The 25,291-nt window shown below is 44.9% G+C and carries 24 protein-coding genes; 8 read left to right on the forward strand and 16 right to left on the reverse strand.

What is annotated here, in order from left to right; genetic code table 11:
• Positions 1-11 precede the first annotated feature (11 nt).
• The 3 genes from AC3WU2_RS28195 to AC3WU2_RS28205 form a co-directional block, all read right to left on the reverse strand.
• Positions 12-1,859, reverse strand: a complete 1,848-nt coding sequence (locus AC3WU2_RS28195) for an FIMAH domain-containing protein (protein ID WP_492458230.1) — start codon at positions 1,857-1,859, stop codon at positions 12-14.
• A 12-nt stretch (positions 1,860-1,871) separates the two neighbouring features.
• Positions 1,872-3,926, reverse strand: a complete 2,055-nt coding sequence (locus AC3WU2_RS28200; RefSeq protein WP_492458231.1) for a hypothetical protein — start codon at positions 3,924-3,926, stop codon at positions 1,872-1,874.
• Between the two features lie 514 nt (positions 3,927-4,440).
• Positions 4,441-4,887: a GNAT family N-acetyltransferase gene (locus tag AC3WU2_RS28205; protein WP_492458232.1), complete on the reverse strand. Its 447-nt coding sequence runs from the start codon at positions 4,885-4,887 to the stop codon at positions 4,441-4,443.
• Positions 4,888-5,282: 395 nt separating this feature from the next.
• Here AC3WU2_RS28205 and AC3WU2_RS28210 point away from each other — a divergent pair, with 395 nt between their 5' ends.
• Positions 5,283-5,960, forward strand: coding sequence for a hypothetical protein (locus AC3WU2_RS28210; RefSeq protein ID WP_018759883.1), 678 nt, complete (start codon positions 5,283-5,285; stop codon positions 5,958-5,960).
• Between the two features lie 339 nt (positions 5,961-6,299).
• Here the strand turns inward: AC3WU2_RS28210 and AC3WU2_RS28215 are convergent, their stop codons facing one another.
• Complete coding sequence (locus AC3WU2_RS28215; RefSeq protein WP_492458233.1) at positions 6,300-7,748, reverse strand: MDR family MFS transporter; 1,449 nt, start codon at positions 7,746-7,748, stop codon at positions 6,300-6,302.
• A 162-nt stretch (positions 7,749-7,910) separates the two neighbouring features.
• On the opposite strand from AC3WU2_RS28215, the gene AC3WU2_RS28220 reads away from it, so the two are divergent.
• Complete coding sequence (locus AC3WU2_RS28220; protein ID WP_492458234.1) at positions 7,911-8,519, forward strand: TetR/AcrR family transcriptional regulator; 609 nt, start codon at positions 7,911-7,913, stop codon at positions 8,517-8,519.
• 444 nt (positions 8,520-8,963) lie between these two features.
• Here AC3WU2_RS28220 and AC3WU2_RS28225 read toward each other — a convergent pair whose 3' ends face one another.
• Positions 8,964-9,407 (reverse strand): cell wall hydrolase, encoded by a 444-nt coding sequence (locus AC3WU2_RS28225; protein ID WP_492458235.1) that lies wholly within the window; start codon positions 9,405-9,407, stop codon positions 8,964-8,966.
• Between the two features lie 256 nt (positions 9,408-9,663).
• Here AC3WU2_RS28225 and AC3WU2_RS28230 point away from each other — a divergent pair, with 256 nt between their 5' ends.
• Entirely contained in the window at positions 9,664-9,960 is a 297-nt protein-coding gene (locus tag AC3WU2_RS28230; RefSeq protein WP_492458236.1) for a hypothetical protein, read from the forward strand.
• Between the two features lie 333 nt (positions 9,961-10,293).
• On the opposite strand, the gene AC3WU2_RS28235 is transcribed toward AC3WU2_RS28230, so the two are convergent.
• On the reverse strand, positions 10,294-10,884 hold the full coding sequence (locus tag AC3WU2_RS28235) for a TetR/AcrR family transcriptional regulator (protein ID WP_492458237.1): 591 nt from the start codon (positions 10,882-10,884) through the stop codon (positions 10,294-10,296).
• Positions 10,859-11,644, reverse strand: coding sequence for an alpha/beta fold hydrolase (locus AC3WU2_RS28240; protein WP_492458238.1), 786 nt, complete (start codon positions 11,642-11,644; stop codon positions 10,859-10,861). Before AC3WU2_RS28240 ends, AC3WU2_RS28235 begins: the two co-directional genes overlap by 26 nt.
• A 276-nt stretch (positions 11,645-11,920) precedes the next feature.
• Here AC3WU2_RS28240 and AC3WU2_RS28245 point away from each other — a divergent pair, with 276 nt between their 5' ends.
• Positions 11,921-12,604, forward strand: coding sequence for a carbohydrate ABC transporter permease (locus AC3WU2_RS28245; protein WP_492458239.1), 684 nt, complete (start codon positions 11,921-11,923; stop codon positions 12,602-12,604).
• Positions 12,605-12,606: 2 nt separating this feature from the next.
• The gene (locus AC3WU2_RS28250) at positions 12,607-13,437 is read left to right on the forward strand and encodes a carbohydrate ABC transporter permease (protein WP_492458240.1); all 831 of its coding nucleotides are present in this window, start codon (positions 12,607-12,609) and stop codon (positions 13,435-13,437) included.
• A gap of 244 nt (positions 13,438-13,681) precedes the next feature.
• Here the strand turns inward: AC3WU2_RS28250 and AC3WU2_RS28255 are convergent, their stop codons facing one another.
• On the reverse strand, positions 13,682-14,521 hold the full coding sequence (locus AC3WU2_RS28255; protein WP_492458241.1) for a copper amine oxidase N-terminal domain-containing protein: 840 nt from the start codon (positions 14,519-14,521) through the stop codon (positions 13,682-13,684).
• Between the two features lie 276 nt (positions 14,522-14,797).
• Between AC3WU2_RS28255 and AC3WU2_RS28260 the strand changes: the two genes are divergently transcribed.
• Complete coding sequence (locus AC3WU2_RS28260; RefSeq protein ID WP_492458242.1) at positions 14,798-15,523, forward strand: P-loop NTPase family protein; 726 nt, start codon at positions 14,798-14,800, stop codon at positions 15,521-15,523.
• Positions 15,524-15,815: 292 nt separating this feature from the next.
• Here AC3WU2_RS28260 and AC3WU2_RS28265 read toward each other — a convergent pair whose 3' ends face one another.
• Entirely contained in the window at positions 15,816-16,250 is a 435-nt protein-coding gene (locus AC3WU2_RS28265) for an LSm family protein (protein ID WP_492458243.1), read from the reverse strand.
• 211 nt (positions 16,251-16,461) lie between these two features.
• Between AC3WU2_RS28265 and AC3WU2_RS28270 the strand changes: the two genes are divergently transcribed.
• Both AC3WU2_RS28270 and AC3WU2_RS28275 read left to right on the forward strand, forming a co-directional pair.
• Positions 16,462-17,175, forward strand: a complete 714-nt coding sequence (locus AC3WU2_RS28270) for a transposase (protein ID WP_492458244.1) — start codon at positions 16,462-16,464, stop codon at positions 17,173-17,175.
• Between the two features lie 22 nt (positions 17,176-17,197).
• Positions 17,198-18,016 (forward strand): IS3 family transposase, encoded by an 819-nt coding sequence (locus AC3WU2_RS28275; RefSeq protein WP_492458245.1) that lies wholly within the window; start codon positions 17,198-17,200, stop codon positions 18,014-18,016.
• An 84-nt stretch (positions 18,017-18,100) separates the two neighbouring features.
• On the opposite strand, the gene AC3WU2_RS28280 is transcribed toward AC3WU2_RS28275, so the two are convergent.
• From AC3WU2_RS28280 to AC3WU2_RS28310, 7 genes are all read right to left on the reverse strand, one after another.
• Positions 18,101-18,448 carry a VOC family protein gene (locus tag AC3WU2_RS28280; protein ID WP_492458270.1) on the reverse strand — a complete coding sequence of 116 codons (348 nt, stop codon included), beginning with the start codon at positions 18,446-18,448 and terminating at the stop codon, positions 18,101-18,103.
• Between the two features lie 571 nt (positions 18,449-19,019).
• A complete protein-coding gene (locus AC3WU2_RS28285) occupies positions 19,020-19,634 on the reverse strand; it encodes a hypothetical protein (protein ID WP_492458246.1) in 615 nt (204 codons plus the stop codon).
• Between the two features lie 260 nt (positions 19,635-19,894).
• Positions 19,895-20,590 carry a stalk domain-containing protein gene (locus AC3WU2_RS28290; protein ID WP_492458247.1) on the reverse strand — a complete coding sequence of 232 codons (696 nt, stop codon included), beginning with the start codon at positions 20,588-20,590 and terminating at the stop codon, positions 19,895-19,897.
• Positions 20,591-20,620: 30 nt separating this feature from the next.
• On the reverse strand, positions 20,621-21,796 hold the full coding sequence (locus AC3WU2_RS28295) for a TolB family protein (RefSeq protein ID WP_492458248.1): 1,176 nt from the start codon (positions 21,794-21,796) through the stop codon (positions 20,621-20,623).
• A 204-nt stretch (positions 21,797-22,000) separates the two neighbouring features.
• Entirely contained in the window at positions 22,001-23,536 is a 1,536-nt protein-coding gene (locus AC3WU2_RS28300) for a sensor histidine kinase (RefSeq protein ID WP_492458249.1), read from the reverse strand.
• Entirely contained in the window at positions 23,537-24,223 is a 687-nt protein-coding gene (locus AC3WU2_RS28305; RefSeq protein WP_492458250.1) for a response regulator transcription factor, read from the reverse strand.
• A 226-nt stretch (positions 24,224-24,449) separates the two neighbouring features.
• Positions 24,450-25,286 (reverse strand): alpha/beta hydrolase, encoded by an 837-nt coding sequence (locus tag AC3WU2_RS28310; RefSeq protein WP_492458251.1) that lies wholly within the window; start codon positions 25,284-25,286, stop codon positions 24,450-24,452.
• Positions 25,287-25,291 lie beyond the last annotated feature (5 nt).

A 25,291-nucleotide genomic window follows, 5' to 3' on the forward strand; every position in this document is an offset into this window, starting at 1 on the left:
ATCGGAAAACACTAATTTAGTTCGTTGCCCTGGGACCAGGACGTTATGAGTGTATTTGCGTCGATGATCAGGATGGCCTTGGCTTCCGCAGTAATATGATCTTGCATCGAATTTTGATTGATATGCTCCAGGAAATCCTCCATGTGCTTGATCGCTTGTTTCAGATGTCCCTTATTGAACTGATCCAGCGCTTGGCCGTATTTATTGACAAGTTGTTTTTGCAATGGCCCTGTTAACTGCCCGGATTCTGCGTAACGTTGCAACAGGTGCCCTATCGACGCGAGATCCGTATCTACTTGAATGGCGATCTCCGTCTGTGTCGCGTTGCCCGCATGATCTTTCACAACGATGCGCACGGTATGCGTACCGAGATTGCCTGCCCAATTGAGCTCCGTTCCTGGAATATACGGATTTCCATCGACTGAGACCGTTTGTGCTGCTACGCCAGACAAATTGTCACCCGTTTGCAATGTGAACGTTACAGGCTGGCTGTCGGTTATTTGCACATCTTCGCCTAACTTGCCGCTATTCAACAATATCGAAAATGTTGGGGCGGTTTTATCGATCTGCATGGAAACATGTTTGGCCTCTTCGATATTGCCCGCCGTGTCTGTTGAGCGGTATAACAACTCGTAGATGGCTTCGCTTAACACGATCGGAGAAGTGTAAGGTACGAATCCGTCGGTAGACTGCAGTCCGTAAGTACTTTGAACGACAGTTATCGCATATTCGGAAGATGCCACGCCAGAATCGTCATCGTCAGCAAGGAGTGAAACCGTCACATCGGAAACATACCAATCGCCGGATCCTTTGGTGCCGTCTAGATCAGCTCTGGTCGTCGGCGGGATTTGATCTGTATGCTGATTCGTCAATCCCTTCTTCAAATAGGCAAGACGTTGAGCATCCACATTGTAACGAAGCTCCATCCAATCTGGAGCATTCCCATACAGTTCGTCGATTTCATCCGCATTTAAATCGTCCAATCGGTCCATTTGCGTACCAGCCGCACGACCTTTAACGATCAGAGGCAAGACGAATTGTTTATAGAAATCTTGGTCCTTTGTTGCTGGTTTATCGGACCAATAATCGGTCACCTGGACTGCTGTCGATTGAAATTTGTTCCAGGCATACTTCAGCAAATGCTTCTGGATTGCTGTACGTTGCTCCGCAGACGGCGCCTGGAAGTGAAGCAGGTTGAATTTCCCCGGCTGGTGAACGTGTCCTCCCCAAGTCTGACCGTCTGAAGGAGACCAGCGGATCAAGTTGAATTGCCAGCTGCCGCCGTCTAACGGTACAGAGTCATATACATTCTCCCACGGGATGACAATCACGGTCCCCCATCCGGTAGGTACTTGCCCGGTATTCACTCTGACGTTCCCTTTAAGCGGCCGGTTATCGCGATATTCGGTCTGCCACTCATAATATTCGATGGGACCGCCGCCTGTCGGCACAATCATTTGGTGGTATGGAAGATCTCCCTCGCTCGGGGCTATAAAAAACTCCAACGAACTTTCTTTCAATTTGCCGTCAGCGTCGGTTTCGGGTTCGTTGGATTGAATAAACATATATAAACCATCTTCCCTATAGACCATGTAAAATGACGTTTCGCGCGGCCCTCCCGGCGGAATCGGTGTACCGGGCCAATATATTTCAAACCGTGTTTCCTTATAAAGCGGATTGTTAAAGTATTGGCTTTGCACCCATTTCATTGGGGCAGATAAATCTTCGCTTGACCATGTGACTTCGTAAACCTTTTTGGCTGAAGAACTCTCCGCTTGCGCCCGCATCACACCTACAAGAGAGAGAACAAGAACAATGGACAATAATAGCGCTATATATCGTTTGGGCCTCTTCACCATTTTAACCCCTCCTTATTGCGCTTCTTTTTCCAAGTCAATCAGATGCAAAATATGACGGATCATCTCCAACCGCAGCAAATCTTGATTCGTCGAGCGCTCATCGACTTCCTCCAACCAGGTTAATGCGTTGTTTGCGGCGGCTGCCCGTTCCTGCTGACTCGAGGCAATTGCATCCACAGCAAGCTGCTTGAGCTTCGTCGCATAGCGAATGTCGTCGATGCCTTCGCGATAGCCTTCCCAGGCGATGGTGTCGATCAAATCCGTTTGGGTCGGATAAACCAGATTGAAGTTGCGGAATTCATCCTGGATGGAGTTGTCGTTCCAGATGTTCGGAGGTCCCTCATAAAAAATATAATTGAAAGTAGCATCATAATTTGCTTTGTACACCCACAGTCCATGACGTTGGCGCATCAGGTCGGGGTTCTCGGGACCTGTGTGTGGGTAAGCATAGTTGGTAATCATCTTGTCGTCGCCGAAACTATGCCAGGTCTGCGCTTTCTCGCGTGTCGGTTCTCCAACCATATTCAAGTAATTCTCTTTAACATCAAGTGGGTAGTGGCTCTCATTGCCAGTAGAATATACTTTGAGCCCTTTATCCTGTATATATTTCCACATCTCCTGCTCGAACTGAAGCATCATCGAGCCTGGCTCATCCCAACCGTCCAAATAGAAATTGGTGTGGCCAACTAGATTGGAGACAAAATCAATCGCTTCATCCAACGACGCTTTATGGGCATCAATACCGTTGCGCCATTCGGTGTAAAGTTTATCCATCTTAAGCTTGTTCTCTGCGGTTGGGTTCGCTTCATAAGCAGCTTTAGCCGACAGATAACCGGTATATTTCGTATAAATCGTATAAGGGGCAAATGCCTGCTTGACACCAAAGAGCGGGTTCAGGCTGAGTCCGGCTTGCTGCATAAGCTCAAGCTGCTTTGTGAAAGTAGCTTTGTCCTCGATGGAATAATACGGACCCGGGATGTGAAGTACGTTATGGTTAACCAAGTTGTGATAATCGTTCAGCAGCTTGGTTTCTACCAGTTTCATATTCCCATTCGCCGTTTTCAAATTTTCCTTTACGCGGCTTTGATGATAGAGCATGACGTAAAAGTCTTTGTTAAGATCATAATACGTCTTTGGGTTTGGAAGCTCGAACGGCAGCACGCGAATTGTCAACGAAAGTTGTCCGGCAGAAATTCCGTCTGCAAAAATATCGATCGTGCCTGTATATGTACCCGCCGGTGTTTCATTGGGGACATGTGAGGTCAACCACATTTGCTTGGACTCTCCTTGCCTTAGCGAGATCGGAAGAAGCGTAGGGCTGTCTGCAACCGGCTCGTCATAAGAGTTAAACTTGGTAGCTGGAATATTGGATATGTCCACATATTTCGCTCCATTAGGGTAATCGATACGCAACGAGTTTCCCTTTCGGGCTTGATCGACTCTGATCAAATTTTCGTCGTGCAGCAACAGTTCAGGCACTAGCACACTTTTGGAAGAGTCGGCAAAGTAGCTGTACCATGCCGTCCCGCCTTGGTACCAGGTTTTCACTACCCTCAGATCTAACGCATTCGCCGGAATCGTGTTTTTCTCGCTCACCAGGTCGCTCACGGCAAAAGTAACTGCATCCACATTGCTAAGCGGGGCGAGCACGAAAGAAGCCGCTTCAAATTCGCCTTGCGCAGAAATGACGGAAAGTTGGTCGCTGATCTCCCCATCTTCAGGAAGCAGGTCCGGCAGCCGCTTGATTGGGCTTATCGCCGGAACATGATAGACGACAAAGGGAGAATTCGTCCAAAGCTTGCTGCCAACCGTTTTGAAATCGTGTGCCAACTTCAGCGCATAGTTCAGGTCCTTCCCGGTATTAGCTTGATCACGTACACTTACAAGATATTGTTTCATCTTCAACGAATCAATCGTATCAATGGCCATATTCAGATGGCCGACCTGTTCGCTCAGTTCATCCTTCAACGATGAACCGCCGGAAGCCCCTACTTGGGCCATGACCGGCGAAATTGCCATTAGTGCAACACAGGCCATCAAGACAACTAGAGTTAGACGCTTACCCATAAATTCATCACTCCCTTTGCAAATTTCAAATGATTGTCCTCTGCATGGCGAAGTACATAGGTGTCGGTATACCCTCTTGACAAAAGCGCTTTGCTCTAGTTCACCTCTTTCATACAATTTGGCTTGCATTTTCACTATAGCACCATAATCCAGCATAAAACATTCACGGATCTATGTTCTCGATAGAACATTTTTAAGCATTTTGTTGTTTAAGAACAGATAATCAGGTTCCTTTAAAATAAAATATAAAAAAGCCCTCTTGGTCGAGGGCCTACTCCATGTTAACGGTTGAGCCCAGCGCAAGAGTAAATCCTTGACTAGTACCCAAGCTCTTCTTTGAGCTCCTGAATCTCTTATGTTTTGCTGCATATTCTTCGGCTTCATTTGTATGGAACTAGGCCGGAATAGACGTCGTTCCTCATTTTGTATTTTGTATCGTTATACGTAATTATCAACTATTTGCAGTGAAACAAAAAAACCGCGATTTTCGCGGCATTAGAGTAAATGTAATTGCCTAAAAATTTAATTCCATCCAATAATCTGCTTCTTGAAAACCAAACTTTTTATATACCGGTCTACCTAACGTTGAAGCACCGAGCCAAATTTTTGATACACCTACGTTTCTAGCTTCATCAACTAATTTAGTTAACAAAGTCGTAGCGATCCCTTGTCCGCGGTAATTTTCTTTCGTATACATATTCGTTATATAGCCTCTTTTACCACTCATACTTGTGAATGAAGGCGGGAAATCATAGAAGATAATTGCACCCGTAGCAATAGTTTCTTCATTGTCTTCAACGATCCACTCAATTAACGAACCATCGCTCATTTTGTTGTGAAAAAAATTCTTAAGTTCGCTATCAATATCTTGATTTGGCTCGCTTCCTTCATCTACTAGTTGTTTCTTTCTTAAATGAATCAATTGATTAATATCATTCATATTTGCTTTACGATAGTACATCTACTCACCGCCCCAATAAATGTATAAATTGCTGTACGGAGTGTAGCATATTTCACAGTGGAAGTCACCGACTATCGTAAACTATTCCATGAGAGAAATATGAAGTCTTCACTGTTCCCTTATTATACTGCACAACATTGCCAGCAATAGAACGGCCCCACAATGTTTTGCCTTGTGGGTTCAAGGAAATCAACTTATTCCCCGATTTTGGACTTTTGGATACGAATGAATAACGCGACTTATCTTTGCTAATAGACATGCCTGAAGTTATTGCAATATTTGTAAAACAAGAAGATGGATCTATTGTAACTTTTTCCATTATCCTATAAAATCTGTATGGATATGATGTTAATTGAGTTTTCTAACTCAATAGTAGAAAAAGGAGTGGATTCGTAGTGAAAAAGGCTCTCGTAGCCAGCATTATTGGTGCTTCATTGCTTGTGGGTATCAGTACTGGCGTATATGCTGGAACCAAAATGAAGAAGATTGAAGCGTATCTTAATGGAGACGTGAAAGTTCGCGTCAATGGTAAAGTAGCACAGTTCAATGATGACAAAGGACTAGCGCTTCAACCCATTACTTACAACGGCAATACATATGTACCTATTAAAGGTATTGGTAACGCACTAAATGTGGCTGTCACGACTGACACGAAAAATAACGAAATCATTGTCGGCGAAAAGGTAAATGGCACGCCGCTGAAATCTGAGGATTTCAACAAAACAACGTATTCCAAGGATCCAAAACAAACGAATTATAAAGGTACAGATTACAAAGAAGTTCTCTTTGAACATCTCGACGGCGGTGGTGGTCCTTCTCTCTTTTTTACACCGAATAAGAAGTACCAGAAACTCGTGTTTAAGATTGCCGCAATTGACGGGAATCTGACATCTGTCAATATCTCCGATTTAGATCAGAATGTGCTGCTTAAATCGGTAGACACGATTACGCCGGAAGATGGATTGAAAGAAATTGAGGTCGATATCGGCGGTGTGAAGACGATCGCTGTTAACCTTCAAGTCAGCACAAATGCCGGCTATATGGTACCGCTCATTTCCTCGTATTATAAGTAAGAAAATCAAAATGATAGGTTACCCTGCACAGCATTTGACGTTTTGCAGGATATCCTATCATTTTTAATTTGAATTCCATTTTCGATCACATTGAACGACAGATGTCTCAATTTACCTTTGTAGAACATTCCAATATGTACTTTTGATCGCCACTCTAGCCGACTCACAGGTTCCTATTTAAATTGATTTATCTATATTATTACCTTTACTTGAATTATTCTGTTCAACAAAGCATAGTAGGAATACGTTGTCCATAGTAATCATCTAATCTGATGCTACTCCTTTCTGGGCATCCAGTTAAGATAATTCATATTAAACTACTCTTGAAATACCCAAAATCTATTCCTGGCGTTTAGGCTTGAGCAGTAGACTGAACAATGCTCCGAATAAAGCAATGCAAGCTGTAAGTATGAAGGTATCAGAATAACCCGCCATCTCAGCCATAGATGTATTACCGCCTACTTGTATTGTTCTCGCGGTAGCTCGAATCGCCAGGAAGTTGCTTAAGCCAGCAATCGCAAGAGGTATAATTAAATTGGAACTTGCTGAAGTTAAGGGTGTAACTCGGCTGATCAGATCCGCGGGAGCCGATTGAAGAATATAGGTATTTAGAGACATCATACAAAGTCCCATTCCAATTCCTAGCAACCCTACTATTCCTCCAATCAGTACTCCTCCTGTGTTCGGGCCAATTTGCGAGAGGAACATTAAACCCAAGGCAATCGTTCCAAGACCCGAGCCTTCAAGAGGGCGTATACCCACCCTATCAAAAATCTTCCCTCCGATCGGCATAAGTAATCCGGAAGTAATTGCCAGCATGCTCATTACCAGACCGGCTTGAAATGGACTATACCCTCTGAAATTTTGGAGATACTGTGGGATCAATACGAGTGATCCATTCAGCGCGATGTATTGTATCCAACTCACAAACATGCCTCTTCTAAAGCTGATTGCTCGGAATGCCTGAAGCGCTAAGATTGGATGTGGATGTTTTATTTCATGCAGCCATAACCAAATCAGTAACATGATACCGGCTGCTCCCATTAGCCAAACGAGCCAGGAAACAGCATCAATATTTATGCTTAGAGCGAGTAAAACAAAAGCCATAGGAGCTAAAAATAACCCAATTATATCCAATGGGTGCCTATTAACCAAGGAATACGTAATTTTTAGAGATTTTGCATCAACTAAATATCGTATTCCTAGATAAACAGTAAGCATTCCCAAGGGAAGATTAATGAGAAAAATCCAATGCCAACCACTAGATTCTAATAGCCAACCAGACAAGACGGGTCCCGATGCCGGTGCTAGCAACATAGGAATGCCAAGCATGCCCATGACCTGACCTTTCTTATTCTCCGGTGCAAGGCGAAACACCATAGCCATACCAATTGGTTGAACCATCCCCCCTCCAAGCCCCTGGATAATCCTAAAAATAGTTAACTGCATGGCGTTTTGAGCCAATGCACATAGAACTGATCCTATTACAAATAGAATAACTGTTATAATATAAGCTATCGCTGCTCCAAGTCTGTCCGAGAACCAACCTGCAAGTGGAATAGTAACGGACATAGCTAGCATATAACCAGTAATCACCCACTGTAACGCGTCAAAAGAAACTCCAAAATCTCTGGTCAAACTGGGAATGGCTACATTCATTGCAGTGCTGTCGATCATCACCATCATCATGCCAGGAATAATAGCCATTAGCGCAAGTATGAATGTTCTTCGTGTAGGGATCTCATTAAGTTGTCCAGACGATTCTGGGGCTGCTTGGTGTTTAATCATAACTACTCTCCTTTTTACTGAACATTGTGTTGATTAACTCTTACTTATTGATTATAATGAGAACACTCAAAAATCGATGATCATAATTCATATTTCTGTTCATTAATCAACAGCTGAGCACAAAAAGATCAGTAAAGTTACATTTTTTTAGGGAGAACTGTAATGATTGAAAAAATTGACCGGCGCATTTTGAGAACCCGCGCTCTATTAAGAGAAGTTTTGCTTGATTTGGCATCAGAAAAACCATTGGAGAACATTACTGTAAAAGAACTGACTGATACAGCTGGACTTAATAGAGGCACCTTCTATTTGCACTATCAAGGCATTCAAGATTTTTATGAACAATTCAAAAATGAGATATTGGAACAGTTTCATCGGATCATAAAAAAACTTGGCCACACGCTAGGAAATCGTGAGCCCTTTAAAGATCCACCAGCAGGTTACGTGCGTCCATTCGAATTTGTATTTGAGCAAAAGCGCTTTTTCAAAGTATTCTTAGGTCCTGGAGGCGATACTGATCTTTCACGCCAGATGACCGAATTAATAAATCAACAGTTTATGAACGCCTACCTAGCAGAATATCGGCAGACTAATTCAGCGGATATTCCTGTAAAACAACAGTATCTGTTTGCTTATCTGTCCTCAGCCTATGTGGGGACCATTCAATTCTGGATTCAGCGAGAATTTGATCTATCGCCAATAGATATGGCTATTCTATTCTCCCAAATCTCAAGACTCGGATCGGCGCATGTACATTTCCCTTTTAACTAATTCACTCGTAAGGCTTACGCCGGGTGGGTTTTTTCATGTATACTCTGAACTCCTCCCTTGAAATAAAATACCCCGCCAGTGCGGGCAGGATACGATGCTTCCGTCGACCTTGTATTACCGGATGGTTATTTTTTATTTGTAAACAACAAAAAGCCCACCAGCCGAAGCCAGTGGGCAATTATTAGTGCTTGGAATACAGTAACTTTAAACGTAAGATATGCTGTCTCGACGGCAGCCCGGATCTCTTCAGGCGCTGCGTCATCCGACATTGGACGGCCTGTCACGTCGGTATAGTTTCCGAATAATGAGCGTGACAACAATTTTATTGCACTAAACCCAAAGAACACGATTTACGAGGCACTTAATGAGATAAAGTTCTTGTCAACCGACACATGGATGTGACAAGTCAGGTTAAAGGATCCTTAGCACTTTTCGTTTATAAAATTAAAACGTACCATATACACTTTCACATTCTTCCGCGGTCGGTTCATAAAAACAGTGCTTCTTCCATCGTCCTGCTAACGGTTGATTATACCAAGTCGGCGGACATGGTCCGGGATTTTCGAACGATCCTGGACGGAAATACCATAAGGAGAATTTGGCTGGCCAAGCCCGCTCCCCATTCACAGCCCGTTGCGCCAGACGGCGTTCCCTCTCTCTTGCGTTTTGATAGTACAAACTATGTTGCAATGCTTCGAACGCATGCGCCTGATTGATCATTTCGGGAATCGTCCGGATTCCTTTAAAATCGGAGCAATTCGCTCTTACTCGGTTAATGCCAACATTTCCAACAAGGAGCATGCCCGTCTCGCCTTCGGTCTCAGCTTCAGCTCGAAGCAACCTTGCCAACATATCAATATCCCGTTTCCTGGCTTTTACGACTGCCATTGGCTCACCTCTTTAGATTTCTAGACTCATCATATTGCAGGTGAAGCGGATGTGTTACTCTGGCAAAATAGAGACCGATAATAAATAGCCGTTCCACCATACTCTTCTGCCCGTTAGCTAAGACACGGCTACCGATCCATGTCGGCAGCCGTGTCTTAGCTATTTATTAAGCTATAGTGTCCCGTTAGTTCAGTGCTCATGATTAAAAATCTTTAAATGATTAATAATTAACCTTAAAGAAAGGTGAGAATAAACAATGATCAAAAAAATATCTTTACTTATTACAATAGGAGTACTTAGTTCAGGCGTATTAGTTTTTGCAAACTCAGTAGCTCCTATAGAATATAATGTTTCGGAACAAAAAAAAATGACTGCTGAAGAAAAAAATGAAGCACAACATTCAATACAAAAAATTTATACGCATTTTGGTGAATTTTATCGAGTTAATGAAGAAGGAACCTTCAAAAAAAATGAAATTGCACGTAGTGCTGAACAAATTAATTCAGAAATTAAAGAATTAATTTTTGACTATGGTATTTTTATAAAAAAATGAGGAAGTAGATTTGAGTCTGCTTCCTCATTTTTTATTTACAAACCATATGGGGGAGAATGCTCAACTGATTTTGAACTAAACTGCCAGTTAGTTCAATAAAATAAGCAGGCTTAAGCAGCCTGCTCAACAATTTATTCTATTCAACTATCGTTCTCCGTTAGCGGAATGAGCTGAACTCTTCTAGCTACCTCTGAAATGGCGATCTGACTATTGGAAGCATATCGCCAAGGATCTCTGAAGGCGATGCGGTTTTTCAGCATTAAGCTGATACAAACGGTTCGGAGCTGAGGCATGTCTGCGGAGTGTAGAGTTCGATTGTTCGGTTTGGTGCGATTATCGATCGGTACAAAATTGCTGGATGATCTGTTTTTTCATTTCCTCGGTCGGGTATTGATCGGGATAGGTGCAAATCATCAGCATCATTCCATGAAGAGTAGAGGAGAAGTATAGTGATCTTAATCGCGCATTCGCGGTTCCAAGTCCGGCGAACATCCCGCACTGCACTTCGAATTGTTTGGCCATTGCCTCATTGAGTATCTGGCTGTACTTGGACAGTACTTTATCTTCTTTCGGCTGTGTTTGCAAATGCAAGTAAAAGCGGTACAATTCAGGATGCTGCTTGACATTGTCAAGCGCACCTTTAACAATATGTTTCAGCTGTTCGGACGGTGAACCAAGAGCGGACGCCTCTTGCATCACTTGATTAATTTCTTCGATCCGGTTCTGTACCATTTCTTCGAGGAGCCCTTCCTTCCCCCTGTAGTAATTGTACATCAAGCCTTTGGAAACGCCGGCCTTCTTCGCTACATCATCAATCGAAGCGTCATGGTACCCTCGTTCGATAAAAATCTCCATAGCTGCCGTGCGAATATTTTCCTTGGCGACTTGACGAATTCGCTCATTCTCTTCCTGTGTTCGAGGCATTGTCGAGTTCTCCCTGTACGAAACGCTTTATGTGCTCGGCGAGCTCTTCAGAGTGGGTCAAGGTAAGCATATGATCCGCCCCTTCAATTTCAGCAAATCGAATCGATGGGACCCGCTTGAATTGCTCGGCAATCTTGATCATGTCCGGCCATTCTACTGTACCATGAATAAACAACGTCTTTACAGCAATCTCCTCTAACCTTTCAATCGCCGGCGGCTCGGGCCAGCGGACTTCAAAGCTCTGCCATTCGGTAAACACTCTCGTCATGTAGTGAGCAGCCATTTCACGAAGGAAATCCCGATGAGGACTGGCAATCGTGACGCGATAATTCGGACCGGCTAAAGACAATTCCACCAATCTCGCAATATTGGGAGCGGCCAAGTTGACAGCTGCCATCCACTCGTTAAACTCCTGAGAAAAAGTGAATCCCGTTAGAGAAGGGGCTACCAATACAAGCCGCTCAACCATCGATGGATAAGATAACGTAAAATCCGTCGCCGCCTGTCCGCCCATTGAATGACCAACTAGCGTGACACGATCCACCCCCACATGTTCGAGCAGCTTGCGCAAATCCTCCACAAGGCTGGTCGGTACTTGCGGAGCAGGCGAGCGCCCAGTCCCTCGGCCATCGAAGGTAATGACCTTGCGGGATTGCGCCAATATCGGCGCGACATACTTCCACTCCCTCGAATCGACGCCCGGGCTGTGAATCATGACGATTGGCGAGCCTTCCCCTTGAATTTCGTAAAAAAGATCCATAGTAATCTCCTCCCCAATATGCTAAATCATCCCTTGCATTGTTATTATATCTTATGACTGACCATACAGTCAATATAAGGTGGAGTTAAACTGCCCTTTAGCGCAACGCGGCTGCCGATCCTGATTCCTGCCTTACTTATTTATTGTACCTTTTTCATCATTCCGACGTTAAAGACCGCTTTATACAGCTTTACAAACTGGTCGGATGTACATCCGGTCGTTGTCAAATTTGTTGGTCTAGACAATTATAAAGCTCTGTTTAAAGAATCAATCTATTTGACAGGTATTCGTAACACGTTAATCTATGCGGTACTCGCGATGCTTGGGCAGAATATACTGGCCATTCCATTAGCGGTCTTCCTCAATAAAAAATTAAAAACAAAAAATCTGCTTCGGGCTGCGTTCTTCCTTCCCGCGGTGTTCAGTGTATTGGTTATCGGTTATCTCTGGAATTTTATGTACTCACCCTCCGACTTTGGCTTGATTAATCAACTTGTAGTCGCTCTTGGATTTGAACTCAGCAATTTTCTCGGAGATCCTCATCTTGCACTCTATTCGGTCATCATCGCCTCCGTATGGCAGTGGGTTGGTTACACGATGGTTATTTATTTGGCCAACTTGCAGAGCATCTCAACAGATTATTACGAAGCGGCGAAGATTGATAGAGCGAGTGGGCTGCAAATGTTCCGCTATATCACACTTCCTCTCCTGCTTCCGGCGATCACTTTCAATACGGTTATGGGGATGATAAATGGCATGAAGGTATTTGATATTGTTTATGCCTTGACTGGTGGTGGCCCAGGGTATTCTACGGAAACGATCGTATCACTCATGCTCAAGAAAGGGCTCAGTGAAGGTTTCTATAGTTACGGAGCCGCATTCGGCATCGTCTTCGTTATTCTCGTTGGCATCATCACCTTTATTCACATGTCACTAATCAAGATGTGGGAGCGGCGATAATCATGAATCGATATTCCAAAAAAACTGCTGTCACGGAAATTATGATGCTCATCTTAGCGGCGATTTTTATGATCCCTATTTACTATTTGATCATCACGACATTTAAGACGCCAACTGATGCGGTCTCTGATCCGATGGGCCTTCCAGTTAACATCACGTTCGACAATTACATTCGCACCTTTAAGGCAATGAACTACTTGCATGTGCTCGGCAACAACCTGATCATTACGATTTCCTCCGTTGCGGGTATTGTTATGTTCTCTACGATGGCTGCTTACAGCTTGGTGCGACGCACGAATCACTTCAATCGGATCGTGTTCCTGTTATTCATGGTTGGGATGATGGTACCGTACCAAATGGGGATCTTAGCCCTCTATAAACAGGTCGCCCAGCTTGGGCTTATGAATACCCTCACGGGCATTGTTCTTATCGAAATTTGTTACAGCCTTCCGTTCTCTATCTTTTTAATTAAAAGCTTTATCAGCTCTACCGTTCCATTTGAGCTGGAAGAAGCGGCAAGAGTGGACGGCTGTGGGGTTTGGAGGACCTTCTGGCAAATTGTATTCCCGCTGCTTACGCCGGTCATTGCCACGGTAGCAATTTTGAATACACTTGGTGTGTGGAATGATTTCATGACACCATTGTTGTTCTTGCAATCCCGTTCAAAGGGTGTATTGCTCTTAGAGGTGTTCCGCAATATTGGGCAATTCTCGACCGACTGGACGAATTTCTTCCCGATGATGCTCCTGGCGGTCGCACCACTCATTCTGTTCTACATTTTCATGCAAAAATATATCATTAACGGCATCACGTCCGGCTCGCTAAAGGGATAAGAGCTTAATGCTTTGCAATGGTTGAGACGAAAACATGAAATCCCTGATCCGAATGGAGCAAGGATTCATGTATTCGTCTATTTCATTTCTTTTGATCCGGAGCCGTACGGATGTCTCCGAAACATTCCTCTGTTGCCTTCAAAAGTCTTTTTTGAACTATCGTTCCTTGTTAATTGAATTCTTGCCTGTTTAGCTGAACGACTTCTTTAAGTCAATTCTTGCATAAGGTGCCGGGGGGTTCTCCTCAGTCAATATTTGCGATATACCATTTTCCCTGTTTGTTCTTGAGCGATGTAAAGATGTAGTTCCCGTGTTCGATGATTCCTGCATTCAGGGTGTAGAATCCTAAAGTGATGTTTTTCCGGCCCGTCGAATCGTCGTAAGGTTCGATGTGGACCAGCTGAGTGAAGCGGTATTGAATCTTTGATTCGATGAGAAAATCCAGGTAATCGGCATTCTCATCCATTGTCGAGCGCAGAACCGACTTTTCTTTGTCTGCAATGGCTTGCATTGCTTTCTTCACCAGCTGGATCACCTTTTCTTCATCGGAATCGGAGCCTTTCGGGAACTTAATGGCGATCCCCGGCTGGAATGACAGAATATCTGGACCTTTCCAGCGAATATCCGCTTGCTGTGATTTTGGATCCCACTTTTCTTTAGCGCCGAAAGCTTGAGATAGCAGATCGAGAGAGATATAGGTTTTGCCACCAGAATAAAATGGCGCCGCATGCAAAGTTTCGTTCGATCCATCCACATTTGCCTTAAGGCTGTCAACATCCAGTCCGAGATAGTGATCTGCCTGATGAACATCAATGTGTCCTTTATTAAAAATTATTTCTGCACCCATGACACTAAACAGTTCCCTCATCGGCAGAAATACAATGCCTTTCCGCAAAACGGGAGCGGACTCAAGTTTCAACGGTTTGCCATTCCATAATACGGTTATACCTCTATTCACTTTGGCGGCAGCGAGAGCGACGTTTTTGTTTGGGCTGCCGTGCTGGTAATCTATATTCAAGAAAGTAATTGCCATAACGGCGGCTGTCAAAACTCTCACCAGCACGATCAATTTTCTCTGTAGCATTCTCATAAACACCCTCATTTCCGAATTTATTGTCCAGAGCACAATTGCCTCTCCCCTATTAGACTTAGCTTGTCTCGACCCGCAGCGTTGAATGCGATGTTGGAACGATACCGCTGCTCGGTAGTTATCCCACTTCCTGCTGCTATGTTAGCATACCTTCCCTATTCTCGACAGTAGAAAAGGAAGGTATTTCGCCCCCGTCGAAGAGAGGGAATTTCTTCCTAATGTCGAAAGTATAATCGATATACTTACCAAAGGAGGCATTCCGAAACATCCATGAACGAACAACGACACTCACCATCCATTCATTCTACGAAACGATTGCTTATTATCGACGGTATCCCCGGCTCCGGCAAAACGACGGCGGCGACCCGCATTCATAACCGGTTGACAGCGCAAGGCGTAAGCGCAAGATGCCTGCTCGAGCAGGAAGAAAATCACCCTTTGCTGCCTCCCATGGAGCAGTACTATGCGTTGAATACCGCAGAAGGTGCCAACGCCTTCATTCGGCAGCTAGTTGACCGGTACGGCCGGTTCGTCGAGGTGCAGTTAAGCAGCCCCGAAGACATCGTCATTATCGAAAGCGTCCTTTTCCAGGACATTGTCAGCGTCTCGCATCTGCAAGGCATGAATATCTCGCAGCTCCAAAGCTTTACCGAATCGCTGCAACTGTTGTTGATGCCGCTGAACCCTCACCTGATCTACTATTACCACACCGATGTCGAAGGGCAGTGGCGGTACATATGCGGCATTCGGGGCAACGAATGGGGACCGGTCTCCTTTCAATCGGACGAAGATTTCGTTCAGGCTGGCGAGGTGTGGAGCGCAAGCCAGGCATTCGTCCGCGAGGTCATCGATGCGTGGCCGATCCCGAAGTTGATCATCCAGAACAATGATTATGCGTGGGAAGAGTATGACGCACGAATCGACGGCTTTGTGTCGGAATCGTTGCTGAGCGTAAGAGACGGCGAGCGGAAGGATTCCATTTTCCCACCGGTATAAACAAGCTTATCGTAACGGCCAACGTTCAAAAGAATCGGATCAAGTTTTTTCATCGCCAAATGACAAGAACTTGATCCGATATACGAAAAAGCCCGCATTTTCAGCGGACTTCATTCGGACAATGTTCTTGTCAACCGACAATTTGGTAGGTGTGTATCTTCATGGGACCAAAACATGTAAAAGAGGTTGTTTGTTTCGTTTTTTGATTGAATATAACCAAAATACTCTCATATTAGTACGATGTAGATAACCAGCTTCGCTGACAGCTTAGTCTGCAAAGCTGGTATAATCCTTAAACGTTAAACATTTTCATAATCGGCATAATGGATTTGATCATTCCAAAGCCCATCCTCATTAAAGGGAATGCTTTTCCCATAAATCCCATGATGCTCCCTAAGCCTCCAAAGCCCCCACCTATTCCACCTGCTGCGCTTCCTCCACCGATGCCCCCGGCGCCGGGGTTCATAGCACCGCCAAACATCGAACCGCTCCCAATCATTGACCCCAACATACCTGGTATAAAACTTGAAACCCGAGCTTTGCGTACACCTTTTTTAGAAATAAATTTTGTCTTCCGCGTGCTACTCTGTCCGGACAAAATCAATTGCCCTCTCTCTGCACCTGTGACCCAACCAACATAAGAGCGCCCGTTCTTTAATTCGATATATACTGGTTGACCTATCCATTGCTTTGCGCTGTTCCTTGTCATCTTGGATTTTACAGCCATCGTTCATCACCTCTTTTCTACAGGTATTACAATCTATTCAGGCAGTAGCAAGCCGTCTCTACGCACGTGCCGTATGAAACTATAATGTTAGGAATTGGTCAAGATGAATGTGTTCGTACTAGTAGAGAAAACGACAGCCCATATGTGATATGCTCCCCCTACGGTAGACAGGTTAAAAAATAAAACCTGTTACTGTAAAGGGAGTTTTTTCGTGGTCAGGAAAAAATATAATGCACTAGAAAAACTCAACATCATTGAAGAAGTTTCAAATGGAGAGATTGGTTTTCTAGCTGCTGCTAAAAAGTATGAGATTAACAAAACAACGTTAATGAAATGGCAACGACGCTACAAATTGTATGGTTATGAAGGGCTGGAGCGCCGTACCCATAACCGAAGTTACAGCGCTGAACTTAAACTCCAAGCTGTGAAGGATTATCTTGAAGGGGGACTTTCTCAGTATCAGATCATTGAGAAATACAAGATAGCTAGTACGAGACAACTTTCCGATTGGATTAAGAAGTATAATGGTCATAGCAGCTTAAAAGCCTACAGAGGAGAAACAAAAGCTATGACAAAAGGTCGCTCTACAACGTGGCAGGAACGGATAGAGATTGTTCAGTATTGCCTGGTTAATCAGCATGACTACCAAAAGACGGCGGAACAATTTCAGGTTTCTTACCAGCAAGTATATCAATGGGTGAAAAAGTTCGAGGATCGTGGTCAGGATGCGTTAAAAGATGGTCGAGGCAGAAAGAAAGCACCTGAAGAGATAACAGAGGCTGATCAACAGAAACTCAAGATGAAGCAAATGGAGTACGAAATTGAGCGCCTTTGGACTGAGAATGCATTCTTAAAAAAGTTAGAGGAACTCGAAGAAGGCGACGCTAGGTCATATACGACAGGAAACGGTTTACCTTGCCATTGAAGCTCTTCACAAGGATGCATCAATGCGCATTCAGCTTCTCTGTGAAATTGCAGGGATTGCACGCTCGAGCTATTACAAGTGGCTAAATCGTAGACCCAGCTTTCATGAGCTAGAGAATGAGCAGTTGGCGCAGGTGATGCTGAACATCTATGAGAAAGTGGAGCGTACCTTTGGATACCGTCAATTAACTCTACATATGCGCAAGCAAACCGGAAAAACGATCAACCATAAGCGTGTGTACCGGCTGATGAAGCTAAGGGGGATTCAGTCTGTAATCCGTAGGAAAAGAGCGAAATATGTGCATCCCACTCCACAGCAAGTGGCAGAGAACCTGTTAAACCGTAAATTTGAGGCTTCAGTACCAAATGAGAAGTGGGTCACGGATGTGACCGAATTCAAATATGGACATGGTCAAAAAGCCTATTTAAGCGCTATTCTAGATCTCCATGATAAATCCGTCGTCTCCTTTGTATTGGGGCATTCCAATAACAATCCGCTGGTATTTCAGACGTTGGAGCAAGCTTTGCAAGCAGCTCCAGGAAGCAAACCTATGCTTCACAGTGATCGTGGATTTCAATACACATCGTTGGACTTTAAAAAGCTTTTGGACAAAAACGGGCTGTCTCAGAGTATGTCTCGAGTTGGTCGATGCATCGATAACGGCCCAATGGAATCCTTCTGGGGGACTCTAAAATGTGAGAAGTATTATTTACACACGTACGAAACCTTTGATGATCTCAAGAAGGACGTCGAGACCTACATTCATTTTTACAATAACGAACGATTACAAGCAAAATTAAACGGCCTTAGTCCAATGGAATTCAGGAACAAGGCCGCTTAACTGTTTTTATTATTTGTACTGTCTACTTGACGGGGTGCAGTTCAATGCTGGCTGCCGTTTGTTCAACATAATAATTACAACCCGTTATTTCTCCCAGAGCTCAACCAGTCTACCTTCAGGATCTTTAATCCAAATAAACTTACCATATTCACTAATCTCTTTTTCCTTTACAAGAGGTACACCAATTTGTTCAAGATGCTTAATAGTCTCGTTTAGATTATAAACTTCGAAATTTAACATCACTTGTTGATCTGTTGGGAAGTAAAGGTCATCTTCAGTAAAGAAAGAAAAGATGGTTTCATTTCCTGAATGGGGTTTAATAATAGTCCCATTCCAATTTTCTATTTCAATCTTCAGCACTTCACTGTACCATTTTTTTATAGCATCTAGATTTTTAGTCCTCCAAAATATTCCCCCGAAACCTTTTATCATCATAATAAACTCGCTCTCTTCTCTAATTTCTTTAATTTTTCGATTAAATTAGAAATTCAAGAAATAAAAACAAATTCCTTCTTCAACCAACCTGTTCGTTAACGCAACGCGGCTACCGATCCATGCTGGCAGCCGCGTTTTAGTGAATTTATCAAGCTATAGTGTACGTTAGTTTAATAGAATTATTATGATCAACTGCCACAGAAACTACTCCTTCTGTCGCTTACCTCAGCGAATAACATACTCACTTCACTTTTGAATGTATGTTCACCCTTCAGGCTCGTATACAATTTGCCCTGAATTACTACCGTAGCTGGTTCCGTACCCGCCTTCGCACCCTCAGCGCTAAGCTGATACTTAACACCCGTCAACGTTACGTCGATTGAACGAGGAAACGTTTATATACGATCCACGCCGCGCAAATAACAATAACTATTAAGCCGATTAATATCATCTGCCTTTTCATCTAAAAACAATCACCGCCCCGAATAAATGAAGTGGCATCTTTATTGAACTTCTCTTTTATTGAACTATCGTTCCTCGTTAGCGGAACACTTAACATACTTTTTTATTACTCTCCTCCATTATGAAACTCACCAATTACGGTTTCACCATCAACGTCATACAGCGGAATATCACGACCACCTGGTGATCTACTGTTCTGTATCGCAATGGCTTCCTCGGGTGATTTTGGTTGCTCACCATCTAAGTCTTTATTCAGTACATATCCTGTCGTGCCATCCACACCCATAGCGCTGATTAACTCAGGTTCCGATTCTGGAGAAGTAGCATCTGCGATAGATCCGTATGTTTGTCCGTTATTATTTTTAGGAAAATTCATATTCTTAGCGCCAATATGAAAAGAACCAATTATGGTTTTCCCATAAACATCATATAGTGGGACATCGCCAGGTTCACCGAGATAATCTTTTCTCAGAATATACCCATTAATGCCATTCACACTTCCTGCATGGATTAAATCAGGTAGCATTTCAACGGAGGTGGCTTCTTCCGCAGAACCGTATGTCTGTCCAAGTTCATTTTCAGGATAGTTAGGAGAATTTGTGTGGCTTTGAATAGTCGTACTTTTAGCATATGTGCTTTGGAATACCATTACACCTCCCACTACACAAACGATAAAAACCACACCAATCAATATTCTAATGCTTTTAGAATATATCCTCACATTTGTTCACTCCTAAAAGTTTTCTCGCTCTTCACTCAATAGCCGTTGTCCCGTCTGTTTCACTTCTTAAACGACTCCATATAATGGAAAGTTGCACGTGATTTCAGAAACGCTAGTCGTGGCTGAATCAAGGTTAACATACTACAGCACCTAATACGTCAACAAGTGACGTTTCCGATTTAAACAGATAAAAAAGAACCCCCTAATCAGGAGTTCTTCTTCGTTTTAAAAAAACTGTACTGTTGCGATTCCTCGATTCCTTACTTCAGTTCAGCTACGCTAACAGCGACCTGTTCAATTTGGCTGCTGTTCAGGGTACCGTCAGGGGAGCTGATCGTCACTGTCCGGTCGTCCAATTGGAAACCTAACAGCGGGGTTTTGGAAGGCGTATACCACTTCGCGCTCACGCCGTTGGACAGCTTAACCTCCTTGGATTTATAGCCATCGGAATAATCCCGCGGCGACACGTTCACCGTCATATGCTTAAAGATCAGATTGACTCCATCGCCCGTAGCTGCTGCTTTAACGTAGCTGTCATTTTTGGCCATTTGCTGTGGAACATAGGCTGTCTCAAAGGATTCAAACTTGGCGTAAGTCTCTTTGATGGCCTTGATTTGTGTTTCGCTGTAATGGATGGTTGTCCATTTATCTGCGGGGTTACCGCTGTCCTGTGCTGTTTCAAGCCGAATTTGCTGGCTAGCGGCATCGAATCCTACTTGGATTCCAGCCAGGTTGGCGATGGCCCGCACCGGCAAATACGTCGTATTCTGATAGGTGATTGGCGCCAGCTTTTTGCCGTTACTATCCGTTAACGATTGATCGGATCCGTTTACGTTAAAGGTAATGCCGTGATTCAGATATGCGTTGATCTTCTCCAGCTTACTTCCGGCATATACGCCGGCGGCTCCCGATAAAGTCATTCCCAATACGATGGCGGTCAAAAGTGTTTTTTTCATATCGATTCTCTCCTTTTTTTCTGAACAATATCATTTTTTGAAATCCACAATATGCGTGACGATTAGCTTCTCTTTATCGTCCACGGTAATACCCAGCCTCGTGCCAGAAGGGTTCCAGCTCAGCGGGTATACCGGATAATACGATAACCCTAGCGGCGATACCTTGCCCGAGACCGTATCAAAGATATAGATCCCATTCATCCCGCCTTTATCCTCGGTATAGACCGCGAAGGACAGCTTGGAGGAATCGGGGGACCATGACTGATGGGACAGCAAATCGCCCTTACCGATCAACAAACCTTGTACATGACCACCCGTGTCGTAGATGAGCAGACGCGAGTCTTCCTGCCCGCCGCTTCTCGCGGTGGAGACGGCGATCCGCTGACTGTCAGGGGATAGACTCATAGTTGAGACGTCCTTAGCAAGCAGGGTTGGCCGGGATTGTGTGGGGGTGAAACTCTTCATACGGCTCTTGGCATCGGTGTAGTAAATCTTCCCGTTGCCCGTAGCAAATTCGGTGAAGATCTCAACATCAGGATCCTGCAGCTCGATCTTCTTCCGGGTACCGTCCACGGAAATGTTCCATATCTCGCCTCGGCCCTTCATCGAGCCGGCTGCAAGAACATAGGAGTCATTATTGAGCCAGCCGCCCACTTCCATATAATTGTCGACTGTGACCTCATGCCGCTCCCCTGTAGCCATATTCTTGATCTCGTTAACGGCCTTATATTTGTCCTTCCAGGTCTGAATGAAGCTGTATTTCCCATCCGGCGATAGGAAAGTTTTGATGACTTCTCCCTGGTCCGCTTCTGTCTGTTCCTTGATGCTCTGCCGATCGCCAGTCTCCAGATCGAGACGGAACCGATGGTAGCTATATTGTGCTTCCTCCGTCGCGGTAGCTTGTTTTTCCACGGTGGTGACTTGAATCTCCAGTTCATGGTCTGAGAGCCATTTCTCGATATTTGCGCCATTTACCTGATGTATACGCTGAACGGCAATGCCCTGTTCAGCAGGCGGTTTACTCTCTTTGACGACTGTCAGTTCACGCTTTCCTCCTCCCGCCCCGGAGCTAGGTTGGCCAGTTGTATCCGGCGTGTTGCCTACTTGTGCTGTACTGTCCTTCCGCTCTACGTCACAGCCGGATAAGATGCCGACAGTCAGCAAGGTCGCGGCAATCAGACCGGCGATGTACTTCCCTTTGTTCATCAGGGACCTCCTGCTTCAAAAATTATTCAGACCCGGGCCGCTTGATCCAGTTGTTGTCTCGTTTCGATCCAACCCGATGTAAAGCTCCTCCATGGCCTTTAGTATATAGAGACAATATTGCATAAACATATCCGACTTGTAACGAACTTGTAAACAATCCAGTAGCCGGCATTGTCTGAATCATGGCGAAAAGCCCGGATGATCTCATTCATTCCGGGCTTCGTCATTTGGTGTATATATTATCCTCTTCGAACCGAAGGCATGCAGTAGAAGCTCCACCCTGAGACGCGATCCGTCCGGTCCCGTCTCTACCAGCTGTACCGTTCCGCCTTGCTTCTCGGTCAGATTGCGAACCAGAGCTAACCCAAGTCCAGTTCCGCCGCTAGCTCTTGACCGGTCTCGACTGACCGTATAGAACGGATCGAAAATTCGGGATACGGCGTACTCGGGAATACCGATTCCCGTGTCGGCAACCTCAATGATCATCCGGTGTGTTCCGTCTGCTGACGCTGCCGTGTAGTTCAGCAGGTGAACTTGTCCGCCTGGGCGGTTATATTTGATCGCATTGTCCAGTAAATTGAGCATGATGTGCATCACGTTCTCGGGATCGGCCCACACCTCACCTTCAACAAGCGAAGTATGAATCGTAACCCTGCAGCTGTCCGCCTTTCCTTGCAGCCGGGCCACAGCTTCCTCGAGCAAGGGCCGCAGCGGAACCGCTTCCACCTGTGTCTCAAACTCGTAAACGTCCATCGCTGATAACTGTAGCGCCTTCTCCACAAGACCGTACAGTCTCTGTGCCTCCACATGGATGCGTCTTCCGGCATCGTCCAGTAGGGCAGGATCATCGCTGTACATTGCCAACAGGTCGGCGTACGCGATAATCGAAGTTAACGGCGTCTTTAGCTCATGGCTGATATTGCCGATGAACTGTTTTTGCTGCTGCTCCAACTCTCGCAACCGTCCTACCGTTTCAATTAGCTTCTGCTTCTCTTCATGCAGGTCGCCGACAGACGTGGAGATCCTGCTGCTCATGTCATAGATTCCTTGTGCCAGCTCGCCTAGCTCATCCTTTCTGATCACTGAAGGGGCCGACAGATAATCCCCTTGACCAATTTGTGATGCGGCCTTGTTCAGCCGGGCAATGATATTGACCTGCCGCCGAACATACACGTATCCGATTAGGAATCCGACACCCAGCACGATGGCACCGGCAAGAAGAAACAACTGGCGAATACGTGCGTAAAATGCATTTTGCTCGGCAAGCGATGCATGAAACTGCACCGTACCAAGACGCTGATCGGCATTGTACAACGGTGCGAGGAACAACAGTTGGTCTCCTTCGGTAATGTATGCCGACTGCCCCTGAGCCGTAAATTGCAGCGCATCCCGCACATCGGCCTGTGGCTGAAATGGTAGCGAGGTGCCGGCAAATGCGCCATCCACCGTATACAGCGTCACCGCCATACCGCTCTGCGCGCCCAAATCCACAGCCAGTCGTTGACCTGTCTGCTCCATAAACTGATCCGGTGGTATCCTGCTTCCGGACAGATATTCCTCCCGCACGCGAAGATTGGCGGCTTCTGCCTGTTGGGTAAAAGACTGCTCCAACATCGTTCGCTGGTTCTCCCGGATGCCGCTCAGCACCAGCACGCTCAGGCAGGTTACGATAAAAACGAGCAACAGGGCGAGAAACAACGATATTTTCCCCTTCAGGCCGAGCCGAAATTTGCCGATCATCTAGGGTGACCCCGTGCTTTTATAACCAATGCCGTAAACGGTCTGAATGAGTCCGTGGTGACTGCCCAGTTTTTTGCGCAGACGCTGCACATGGATGTCCACCGTGCGGGTGCCACCTGCAAAATCCATATTCCATACCTGCTCCAGCAGCATTTCCCGTGAATAGACCCGCTCCGGATTGCGCATCAGTAACACCAGTAGATCAAATTCCTTCGGTGTTAAATCCAGTAGTTCACCTTGAATAGACACAGCACGGCTGAACTGCTCGGCGGACAGTTCTCCAAGTCTCAGTACATCCTGCTGCTCCTGGTGCATTTGCTCCACATAACCTCCACGACGTGATAGCGCCTTGACTCTGGCCAGCAGCTCCCGCATATCAAAGGGCTTGGTCATGTAATCGTCAGCGCCTAGCTCCAGTCCCAGTACTTTATCGACAATATCATCCTTGACAGTCAGCAACAGAATCGCAGGCCGCGGACGACCATCCAGCTTGCGGCATACATCATATCCGCTTACACGAGGCATCATGACATCGAGCACCATCACTGTGGGCTGGAACGTCTCCACCTTGTCCAGCGCTTCCTTGCCGTCCGCAGCCATCTCCACCTCATACCCTTCCCTACGCAGCACATAAGCTACAGCCGCGCGAATGCTGCTCTCGTCATCCACCACAAGTATTTTGATCATGAACATCTCCTCGAATGCTTTGTACCATGTATTATACCAAACATGCAGAAACGGTTGCACGGTCCTTAATCGAAGTCTACGATCCAGACACGAACCTGCCCTTTCGTAAGAATAGAAAAGGCTGCCATCCGGCAGCCTTAATGCAATTAAAATATCGTATCCCGTTAGCGTAATGGCTCAACGCAAGCAACCTTAGTTTATCTTCGATCGAACTTTTGCAATCTAGCTATTGTAATAGCCACTTAAAAGCAACAGGAAATAATCCCTTCCAGGTATCCTCATGGTGCTTTCCTTCTCTAACAACATCAAAATAAACTCCATTTTCAGCAGCTCCTGACTGATTCAAAGTTGTATAGGTAAGCGCTGCTAAATCATTCACTAATTTGTTGTTCGAAGGATGATCGATTTCATTTACACCAATGCTTATGTATATTTTCATATCTTGATTTATTTTATTTGAAGTAATGAGATCTATTAATTGGCCTTGTTCTTGCCACATCATTAAAGAAAAAGCCCCAACCTTCCCGAAAACATCTTGATGTTTAACGGCTGCATACAACGAAATGTACGCTCCAAAAGAACTACCAGCAATGATTGTACTTTCAGGTTCTGGAAGGGTCCTATACTGGCTGTCGATAAAAGGTTTTAATGTTTCAACCAAGAACGCAATATAATACTCACCTTTTCCGCCGAATTGGTATTCTTCATTGAAATAAACGTTATATTCATTATTCCGTTCTTCATTCCCGCCGTGATCAATCGCTACCACGATTGCCTCAAGTGACTCATCCTTAAGCGACAATTCTTCTAGGCTCTCATCGATTTCCCACTCCGTACCATTAGATGTTACTTTATCAAAGACATTCTGACCGTCATGAATATAAAGAACCGGATAGTGTTTACTGCTATTCTCATATCCCCTAGGTAGGTATATCCAAACTCTTCTTTCAACGTCTAACTGAGGGATGTAGAAGTCATCAATGATTCTCACATCACCTGTTATGGAGTGGCCTTCTGACGGAGAAAATACGCTTCTCCAAGGTTTAGCCATGATCGCTTTCATTTAAT

It is taken from the genome of Paenibacillus sp. EB106-05-06-XG162 (genome assembly GCF_058791655.1).

Excerpts from the sequence above, each read along its gene's own strand:
- AC3WU2_RS28290 (WP_492458247.1), bottom strand. The coding sequence starts at position 20,590 with ATGAAAAAAACACTTTTGACCGCCATCGTATTGGGAATGACTTTATCG.
- AC3WU2_RS28260 (WP_492458242.1), top strand. The coding sequence starts at position 14,798 with ATGAACGAACAACGACACTCACCATCCATTCATTCTACGAAACGATTG.
- AC3WU2_RS28305 (WP_492458250.1), bottom strand. The coding sequence starts at position 24,223 with ATGATCAAAATACTTGTGGTGGATGACGAGAGCAGCATTCGCGCGGCT.
- AC3WU2_RS28255 (WP_492458241.1), bottom strand. The coding sequence starts at position 14,521 with ATGCTACAGAGAAAATTGATCGTGCTGGTGAGAGTTTTGACAGCCGCC.
- AC3WU2_RS28195 (WP_492458230.1), bottom strand. The coding sequence starts at position 1,859 with ATGGTGAAGAGGCCCAAACGATATATAGCGCTATTATTGTCCATTGTT.
- AC3WU2_RS28225 (WP_492458235.1), bottom strand. The coding sequence starts at position 9,407 with ATGGCAGTCGTAAAAGCCAGGAAACGGGATATTGATATGTTGGCAAGG.
- AC3WU2_RS28240 (WP_492458238.1), bottom strand. The coding sequence starts at position 11,644 with ATGGATCTTTTTTACGAAATTCAAGGGGAAGGCTCGCCAATCGTCATG.
- AC3WU2_RS28300 (WP_492458249.1), bottom strand. The coding sequence starts at position 23,536 with ATGATCGGCAAATTTCGGCTCGGCCTGAAGGGGAAAATATCGTTGTTT.
- AC3WU2_RS28200 (WP_492458231.1), bottom strand. The coding sequence starts at position 3,926 with ATGGGTAAGCGTCTAACTCTAGTTGTCTTGATGGCCTGTGTTGCACTA.
- AC3WU2_RS28235 (WP_492458237.1), bottom strand. The coding sequence starts at position 10,884 with ATGCCTCGAACACAGGAAGAGAATGAGCGAATTCGTCAAGTCGCCAAG.
- AC3WU2_RS28275 (WP_492458245.1), top strand. The coding sequence starts at position 17,198 with ATGCGCATTCAGCTTCTCTGTGAAATTGCAGGGATTGCACGCTCGAGC.
- AC3WU2_RS28265 (WP_492458243.1), bottom strand. The coding sequence starts at position 16,250 with ATGGCTGTAAAATCCAAGATGACAAGGAACAGCGCAAAGCAATGGATA.
- AC3WU2_RS28295 (WP_492458248.1), bottom strand. The coding sequence starts at position 21,796 with ATGAACAAAGGGAAGTACATCGCCGGTCTGATTGCCGCGACCTTGCTG.
- AC3WU2_RS28205 (WP_492458232.1), bottom strand. The coding sequence starts at position 4,887 with ATGTACTATCGTAAAGCAAATATGAATGATATTAATCAATTGATTCAT.
- AC3WU2_RS28280 (WP_492458270.1), bottom strand. The coding sequence starts at position 18,448 with ATGATAAAAGGTTTCGGGGGAATATTTTGGAGGACTAAAAATCTAGAT.
- AC3WU2_RS28250 (WP_492458240.1), top strand. The coding sequence starts at position 12,607 with ATGAATCGATATTCCAAAAAAACTGCTGTCACGGAAATTATGATGCTC.
- AC3WU2_RS28215 (WP_492458233.1), bottom strand. The coding sequence starts at position 7,748 with ATGATTAAACACCAAGCAGCCCCAGAATCGTCTGGACAACTTAATGAG.
- AC3WU2_RS28220 (WP_492458234.1), top strand. The coding sequence starts at position 7,911 with ATGATTGAAAAAATTGACCGGCGCATTTTGAGAACCCGCGCTCTATTA.
- AC3WU2_RS28310 (WP_492458251.1), bottom strand. The coding sequence starts at position 25,286 with ATGAAAGCGATCATGGCTAAACCTTGGAGAAGCGTATTTTCTCCGTCA.
- AC3WU2_RS28230 (WP_492458236.1), top strand. The coding sequence starts at position 9,664 with ATGATCAAAAAAATATCTTTACTTATTACAATAGGAGTACTTAGTTCA.